Below are 7,455 nucleotides of genomic sequence, written 5' to 3'. Positions count from 1 at the left end.
ACCGCCTCCTGGGCCTGCTCCGCGACATCGAGCGGGTTGGTGGAGAACTGCGGGTAGAAGGGCATCCAGCCCATCCGCGCGGACTCCGCGATCGTGTCGGCGGTGTGCTTGCCCGCCAGGTGTCCGCGGGCCAGCGGTGAGGCGAGCGAGTCGGCGGAGTAGCCGTCGTTGCGCCACTGATCGGTGTGCATGTACCAGTAGGAGGTGCCCGGCATGGTCCGCGGCGGGCGCGACCAGTCCAGCGCGTTCGCCAACGAGACCCATCCGGTGATCGGTCGGCACTTCTCCTGGCCCACATAGTGCGCCCAGCCGCCGCCGTTGCGGCCCAGACAGCCGGTGAGCATGAGCAGCGACAGGATCGATCGGTAGGTGGCGTCACCGTGGAACCATTGGCAGATGCCGGCGCCCATGATGATCATCGAGCGGCCGCCCGACTCCTCCGCGTTGGCCGCGAACTCCCGGGCCACCCGGATGCATTGCTCGGCAGGGACGCTGGTCACCTCGGCCTGCCAGGCCGGGGTGTAGGGCGTGCTGGCGTCGTCGTAGCCCGTCGCCCACTCCCCCGGCAGCGGCACGCCGTCGAGGTCGCGGCCGACGCCGTACTGCGCCAGCATCAGATCGAGGACGGTGGTGACCAACCGGCCGCCGATCCGTCGCGCCGGGACGCCGCGACGCAGCACCGACCCGGAGCCGTCTGCCTCGACGAACGCCGGCAGCAGGAGCTCGACCGGCTCCGCGCCGGCGTCCAGCATGGTCAGCGCGGGGACCACGCCCTCCAGATCGAGGTTCCAGCGCCCCACCCCGGACTCCGCATAGCGGAAGCCGAGCGAGCCGTTCGGCACCACCGGCTCACCCGACGTGCTGTCCAGGAGCACCGTCTTCCAGGCGTCCTCCTCAGCGGTGCTGCCGAGGTCGGCGGCGGTGAGGAACTTGCCGGGGACCATGCCCCCGTCGTCATGCTCCTCCAGCTGGATCAGGAACGGGAGGTCGGTGTAGCTGCGCACGTAGTCGTGGAAGAACGGCGTCTGCCGGTCCACGAAGTGCTCCTTGAGCACCACATGGCCCATCGCCATGCCGAGCGCGGCGTCGGTTCCGGCCTGGGCGGGCATCCACTCGTCGGCGAACTTGGTGTTGTCGGCATAGTCGGGACTGACCGTGACCACCTTGGTCCCGCGATAGCGGACCTCGGCCATCCAGTGTGCGTCCGGCGTCCGGGTGACGGGCACGTTGGAGCCCCACATCATCAGATACGTGGCGTCCCACCAGTCACCGGACTCCGGGACGTCGGTCTGATCGCCGAACACCTGCGGGCTGGCCACCGGGAGGTCTGCGTACCAGTCGTAGAAGGACGTCATCACCCCGCCGAGCAGCTGGATGAACCGCGTGCCCACGCAGTGCGAGACCATCGACATCGCCGGGATCGGCGAGAACCCGGCCACCCGATCGGGCCCGTAGGCCTTGATGGTGTTCACGTGCGCCGCGGCGGTGATCTCCAAGGCCTCGTCCCAGGTGGCCCGGACCAGGCCGCCCTTGCCACGGGCCTGCTGATAGCGCCGGCGCCTCTCGGGGTCTCCGGTGATCTCGGCCCAGGCCAGGACCGGATCGCCGAGACGGGCCCGCGCCTCGCGGTACATCTCCAACAGGACGCCGCGCACGTAGGGATAGCGGACCCGCGTCGGAGAGTAGGTGTACCAGGAGAAGGCAGCGCCCCGTGGACATCCACGGGGCTCGTACTCGGGGCGGTCGGGGCCGACGGAGGGATAGTCGGTCTGCTGCGCCTCCCAGGTGATGATCCCGTCCTTGACGTAGACCTTCCACGAGCACGACCCGGTGCAGTTCACCCCATGGGTGGACCGGACGACCTTGTCGTGGCTCCACCGGTCACGGTAGAAGACGTCGCCGGCGCGGCCGCCCTCCCGGAAGACCGCTCGGCCGTCTGCGGTCTCGTCCCACCGGCTGAAGAAGCGCCCCACTCCGAGCAGCGCATCAGATGCAGGCCCGTCCAGGCCTGAGTTCGTAGGCGACGGATCCGGCACGTGCGCACCTCGCTTCAAGCGTCGGGGCGGTTGGCTTCACCTCAACATAGCGGCCCTGATGCGCTTGTCGATAGGACCAAGGTCCTGGATCGATCTGGGACGGTCGCCCCACGTCACGGTGCGGGAAGGCGTCGTGTGCCCGTGCCATGCTCGAGTCACAGGCCCCACCGCAGAGCTGTCGAGAAGGAGTCCACGATGCAGTCCGTCAACCTCGAACACCTCGCCATCGAGCTGTTGAACGCCGCCCGATCAGCGAGCTCCGGGCGCGCTGGTCGCTCGATCCACGCCGACCATCACTTCAGCCTGCGGCAGACCGTGATCGCGCTGCTCGAGGGGCAGGCGCTCGCCGAGCACGAGAGTCCCGGCGAGGCGACCCTGCAGGTGCTCAGCGGCGAGGTCCGCCTCGGCACGGCCACCGACTCCTGGCACGGGAGGACCGGCGACTACCTGATCATCCCGCCCGAGCGGCACGACCTCACCGCGCTCGGTGACGCCGTGGTGCTGTTGAGCGTCGCCGCCCACCCTCAGTGAGGGCGCCCGCGCAGATGGGCGACCCGCGGCACCGCATCCACCAGCGAGCGGGTGTAGGCGTGCCGCGGCGACCCGAGCACCTACCTCGGCGGGATCGACACGCTGATCAGCTGACCCGGGCCGGCGCCACTCTCCCGCGCCGTACGACCCAGTGCCCCTCCGAGCCGTTCACCCGCGGCGCGGAGGGGCACTGTCGTTGCAAGACCGGCAACTATGTGGCCGTTCGGCAACGTAGAACCGATGTTGCCGTACGGCATCTTTTGTCATGGTGACAGTACGACCACATCGATATGACGTGGCCGTACGACCACACTGCGCTTGCGTGGCACTCTCGGTCCATCCGAGCCAGAAGTACCAAAGCGACGGCGGCCCCGGGGTCGGGGAGATCTCCGACCTCTTCCGACCGCTGGCTGAGGAGGACCGGAGCGACTCAGCGGAGCGGTTCTTCGCCTACCTGGCCTTCTACGCCATGATCGGCGGCACCGATGCCCACGCCAAGAACTACTCGATGCTGCTCAGTGGGTCCCGAGCACGTCTTGCTCCGCTCTACGACGTCGCCTCCGCTGCTTGCTACCCGCAACACGATCACCTTCGAGCTCCCATGAAGCTGGGCAGAGCCACCACGTTCCTCGACGTGACTGAGAAGGACTGGGAGCGTGTCGGTCAGCGCTTGGGGATGCCTTCGGGCTGGGCCACTGAGACCGTGAAGCTGCTTCAAGATCAGCTACCTGCAGCGTTCGAGGCCGCGATCCAAGCTCTGCCCGAGTCGGCCCGCGAGGTGGCGCAACAGCAGGCAGAGCGGATCGTGGAGCACGTCGAACGCCGTTGGGTGCCGGACCAGGAGGTGGACCCGAGCCGGGTGCTGCCGGTGGCCACCCCCGGCAGCAGACTCTGAACGGCGTCGGCAGGGGGCCTTCTCGTTGAAGTTCAGCGATTCGCGGTGTTGCAGTTCACCTAGCGCAACGCGACGACCGTGATAACGGTGACCAGCAGGACCACCAGGAACCCGGCCGCGAGACCTGCGGCGAGGATCGCCGGATAGCCGACGCGGCGTACCGGCGCCCCCGATGCGCGTAGCGCGGCAAGGAGTTGGTGCCCGCCTTGGCGGGAGAACGCGGCGGCGTCCGCTGCCACGTTCGCCCCGCGAGCGGCGACCGCGCCGCCGTGGACGCGCTCAGCGCCAGCCAGGCCCGCCAACGACCCGGCGACTCCCACCGCCGGGCCGACGACAGGACCCAGCGGACGGGCCAGCACGGGATAGGTCCTCCCCGCGACGGTGACGGTGATCCGTTGCGCCGCCGCCCTCACCCTGGCGTGCTGGACCGGCACGCGGAAGACGACGGAGGTTCCGGACGAGCCCGGCTGAGCGGCGACGAGCGAGAGAAGACCACCCTCGACGCTCAGCCAGACCGGGACGCCCCCGAAGGCACCCGGTGCCATCCAGTACCCCTGGAACGTGGCACGCGGGAGTGCCGGGTGACTGCCGCTCATCCCTGATGCCTCCATCGGTCAGCGGCTCGCGTACTGGGCCAGGTAGGCATCGGCCATCCAGTCGTCGCGCTCGGTGCGCTGGGCGCTCCCCGTGAAGTCGGCGTCACCGATCATCAGGTACGCCGTGCCCGACGAGGACGTCCAGCCGCCTTCCGGGTCGTTCCAGGTGACGTCGACATTGCGCCAGCTCCCCTCGATCCTCACCTTGTTCCAGGCATGGCCGCCGCCGTCGGCGAGGTCACCGGTCACGACGACCGACTCGACTCCGGCCTCCTCGGCCAAGGCCTGGAAGGCGTACGAGTAGCTCATGCACACCCCGTCGCCGTCGACCAGGATCCCGTCGGTCTCCCAGGCGTACCGGAAGCGCGCAGGAATGTCGGCGCGGGAGCCACCCGACAGCGCGGCGATCGCGGCGTCGTCGTACTCCCCGAAGTCCACCAGGTGGCGGTTGAGGGCGCTCACCTTCTCGGCGTCGCTCATCCCGGCGCGCGTCACCTTCCGCACGACCGACTCCGCGGCCCGCGCGATCGCGCGCTGACGCTCCTGCTTCTCCTGCGGCGAGTAGGCGGGCTCCACGTGGATCACGTCGCCGGCGAAGGTCGGCCGATCGAAGTACGCCAGGGCGTACGGGTTCTGGTAGACCGCCTCCTTCCACGCGTCGACGGCGTCCGGCATGCCTGGTTGGTCGACGAGCGCGGAGATGTCGATCGCGGTGGAGCCGGCGATCAGCTGGCCGGCGATGAACCGGGTCAGCTCGTTGCTGCCGGAGATCGGGTAGTCAGGGGCGGGCAGCTCGGGGCTGGGCTCCTCGGGATGGTCGACGTTGATCACGATGCTCGGCTCCGCCAGGCCCGCCTGGGGGTAGTCCCGCTCGGCGCGCTCGTTGAACCTCGCCACCGCCGCATCCATGTCCTCGACGGCGGCCGCCGGAATGTTCACGGTGTCCACCAGTCGGGTGCCCTGCCCACGCAGCGGAACCTCCCAGCTGGGCCCTCGGCGACGCACCTCGCTGCGCTCGATGAAGGCACCCGTGGCGCGGGTCGAGCCGTCGACGGAGACGAAGAGGAAGCGGCTCGGCAGAGCAGCCAGGCCACGGTCAGCGACCTCGGCACCGGCGTCCCACTTGCGGTCGGCGCGAACCGGGAGCGACTCCAGACCGGTGAAGTCGATCCCGGCCAGGATCGAGGTCTGCTTCTCGACGACCGCGACGACGCCCAGTCGGGCATCCACCTTCTCCGAGACCAGACTCGGCGCCGACGCCATCGTGGAGGCGTCGACGGTGGTCAGCTTCATGATCTCGTTCTGGGTGCACGAGGCGGTCAGGCAGCGCTCGGTCCCAGCCGAGGTCCACGTGGTCTCGCCAGTCCGTCCGACGACGCGCACTGCGTCCGCCTCGCCCTGCCGCTGCTGAAGCACCACCAGGTACTCGGAGGCGCCGTCGACCGGCGACCACTCGAGCAGCGCGTCGCCGTCGGCCGTCACGCTGGAGGCGACCTGGGCGGGAGCGGGCACCTGGGACTCGAAGCGGACCTCGGTGACCAGGGGGCGCGGCCGCGGGTCGCCGTCGGGGGTGAGGTGCTGGACCACGAAGACCGTGGGGTTGAGGTTCCAATAGGTGCCGAGGTCGGCGAGGGTCCACTTCAGCTGACCGCCTTGGCCGGCGATGTGCGCACGGCGCAACTCTGTCGCCTTGATCGCGAGCCGCGGATCGGAGTCCGGCGCGGTGAGGTCGGGAACGATCACGATCGGCACCGCACGGGTCAGCGCCGCATCGGAGTAGACCTCGATCTTCGGCTCTGCCCCGTTGCGCGTCTCGGATCCGTCGGCGTCGTAGCTGGCAGGGATGAGCAGGTCGGTGTCGGTGGCGACGTCGGTCAGTGTCGTCGAGTAGTCGTAGCCAGGGACGGCGTTCTCGGTCTTCGCGGCGGTCGGCAGCTCGCGGCGGCCTTCCTGGAGCAGGCGCTTGCGCACCTCCTCGGACTTGCTGGTCCGCTCCGACCTGCTCGGAGCGTCAGCGGAGGCCTCATCGTCGCGGTCCCAGATCAACACGGCGGTGATGCCGCCGATCAGGATCAGGGCAAGCGCGGCGGAGCCGAGGACCGCCAGCCAGGGGAATCGACGCTTCGGCGGTGGTGGCGGCCAGCCTTGCTGAGGGGCCGGCGGGTACGGGTAGCCCGCCATCACTCGTCACCCAAGCCGCTCGGCAGGTCCAGCGTCGGCGCGGTGACCTGGGGAACCGGCGCGTCGTCGTCGGCGCCCCAGGCGCTCGCGCAAGCGTTGATGACAGCGGCCTGTGCCTTCGGCGCGGGGCTGTCGGCACCCAGCCCGTCCGGCAGGGTGGTGTCCGGATGCTCCCCCCGCTCCAGAGCCTCCTCCATGCTCGCCTTCCACTCCTGGATGCCGCGCTTTTGCGCCACCATCGCCTCCGCCTCCGCAGCCACCAGGGCGCGGATCTCGTCGTCGGTGATGTCCTCGGCGAGCGCGTCGTAGAGCTCCTGCATGCGATCCGGATCGTTGCCGACGGCGGCCCAGGTCTCCACGTTCAGCATCGACTCGCTGTAGACGGCGCACGACTCGTCGCGCGCGTTGCTCGTGCCTTCGCCCGGCGACTCATCGGAGTCGTCGCCCAGCACCAGCAGTGCGACGGCGCCGACCGCGAGCAGCACCACGACCAGGCCCGCCGCCAACCAGAGCAGCGTGCGTCCGCTCCCCGGCCGCGGAGCCTGGGACGGAGGCGGCGGGTAGGCCCCGTGCCCGTAGGGAGACATGCCGGGTTGCTGCGGGTTGTTCACGAGACAGTCCTCCTGCGCGAGCACACATCATGCTGGGGAGCCAGGCTCTCTGGCGGACGGACATATACCCCGGACCACGCAGTTCACACCTGCCTCGGAGGCCCTTCACAGCGCGCGTGCACGTGCGCGTGATTCGCTCCGCGCGTCGGTGAGATCAGTCGGCCAGTTCGAAGACAGCCGCCAGGCCTTGTCCACCGCCGATGCACATCGTCTCCAGGCCGTAGCGGGCCTCCCGGCGGCGCATCTCGTAGGCGAGACGCGAATGGCTCCCCAGACTTCCGCCGCACCGCGCGGGTCGAACGCCCTATCGCGACAAAGCGGACGGCTGCTACAGCACCCCCGAGCAGCTACCTCGCGCCCCAGTCCTCTTGGGATACGCAGGAGTAGTAGGTGCGTTGCAAATGGGTGGAGAACGCAGCAGGCCCGGCACTCTCTAGAGAGCGAACCAGACCTGACATGCACTTACTTGAGCCGCCTGTCGGAATCGAACCGACGACCTAATCATTACGAGTGATTCGCTCTACCGACTGAGCTAAGGCGGCGTGCTGGTGTCAGTGTCAACGTCAGCGCGAGGAAGCATACCGACTCCGGTGAGGTGGGGCGAA

General features: G+C 69.3%; 7 protein-coding genes and 1 tRNA gene. 2 read left to right on the top strand and 6 right to left on the bottom strand.

Annotated elements, in window-relative coordinates; all coding sequences use genetic code 11:
- Nucleotides 1–2,036 (bottom strand): molybdopterin-dependent oxidoreductase (locus ABD151_RS17535; RefSeq protein WP_343996093.1); only part of this gene is annotated, 2,036 nt, incomplete at its 3' end.
- A gap of 195 nt (nt 2,037–2,231) precedes the next feature.
- On the opposite strand from ABD151_RS17535, the gene ABD151_RS17530 reads away from it, so the two are divergent.
- Both ABD151_RS17530 and ABD151_RS17525 read left to right on the top strand, forming a co-directional pair.
- Entirely contained in the window at nt 2,232–2,567 is a 336-nt protein-coding gene (locus ABD151_RS17530) for a cupin domain-containing protein (protein ID WP_343996092.1), read from the top strand.
- Nucleotides 2,568–2,832: 265 nt separating this feature from the next.
- Nucleotides 2,833–3,462 (top strand): HipA domain-containing protein, encoded by a 630-nt coding sequence (locus tag ABD151_RS17525; protein ID WP_343996091.1) that lies wholly within the window; start codon nt 2,833–2,835, stop codon nt 3,460–3,462.
- Nucleotides 3,463–3,521: 59 nt separating this feature from the next.
- On the opposite strand, the gene ABD151_RS17520 is transcribed toward ABD151_RS17525, so the two are convergent.
- The 5 genes from ABD151_RS17520 to ABD151_RS17500 all read right to left on the bottom strand — a co-directional run bounded on the left by ABD151_RS17520 (nt 3,522) and on the right by ABD151_RS17500 (nt 7,392).
- On the bottom strand, nt 3,522–4,058 hold the full coding sequence (locus ABD151_RS17520) for a hypothetical protein (protein WP_343996090.1): 537 nt from the start codon (nt 4,056–4,058) through the stop codon (nt 3,522–3,524).
- An 18-nt stretch (nt 4,059–4,076) separates the two neighbouring features.
- The gene (locus ABD151_RS17515) at nt 4,077–6,239 is read right to left on the bottom strand and encodes a transglutaminase domain-containing protein (protein ID WP_343996089.1); all 2,163 of its coding nucleotides are present in this window, start codon (nt 6,237–6,239) and stop codon (nt 4,077–4,079) included.
- The gene (locus ABD151_RS17510) at nt 6,239–6,850 is read right to left on the bottom strand and encodes a hypothetical protein (RefSeq protein ID WP_343996088.1); all 612 of its coding nucleotides are present in this window, start codon (nt 6,848–6,850) and stop codon (nt 6,239–6,241) included. The genes ABD151_RS17515 and ABD151_RS17510 overlap by 1 nt, the downstream gene beginning before the upstream one ends.
- 154 nt (nt 6,851–7,004) lie before the next feature.
- Nucleotides 7,005–7,124 carry a hypothetical protein gene (locus ABD151_RS17505; RefSeq protein WP_343996436.1) on the bottom strand — a complete coding sequence of 40 codons (120 nt, stop codon included), beginning with the start codon at nt 7,122–7,124 and terminating at the stop codon, nt 7,005–7,007.
- A 195-nt stretch (nt 7,125–7,319) separates the two neighbouring features.
- Nucleotides 7,320–7,392, bottom strand: a tRNA-Thr gene (locus ABD151_RS17500).
- Nucleotides 7,393–7,455 lie beyond the last annotated feature (63 nt).

The sequence above is a fragment of the Nocardioides dubius genome (genome assembly GCF_039528155.1).
In the GTDB taxonomy this organism is placed as follows: Bacteria; Actinomycetota; Actinomycetes; order Propionibacteriales; family Nocardioidaceae; genus Nocardioides; species Nocardioides dubius.
The sequence above is the reverse complement of the archived record's forward strand: the minus strand, read 5'-3'. Positions and strand labels throughout refer to the sequence as shown.

Bases quoted from the DNA above. Each gene is read 5' to 3' on its own strand.
- ABD151_RS17520 (WP_343996090.1), bottom strand. From the start codon at position 4,058: ATGAGCGGCAGTCACCCGGCACTCCCGCGTGCCACGTTCCAGGGGTAC.
- ABD151_RS17525 (WP_343996091.1), top strand. From the start codon at position 2,833: ATGGTGACAGTACGACCACATCGATATGACGTGGCCGTACGACCACAC.
- ABD151_RS17515 (WP_343996089.1), bottom strand. From the start codon at position 6,239: ATGGCGGGCTACCCGTACCCGCCGGCCCCTCAGCAAGGCTGGCCGCCA.
- ABD151_RS17530 (WP_343996092.1), top strand. From the start codon at position 2,232: ATGCAGTCCGTCAACCTCGAACACCTCGCCATCGAGCTGTTGAACGCC.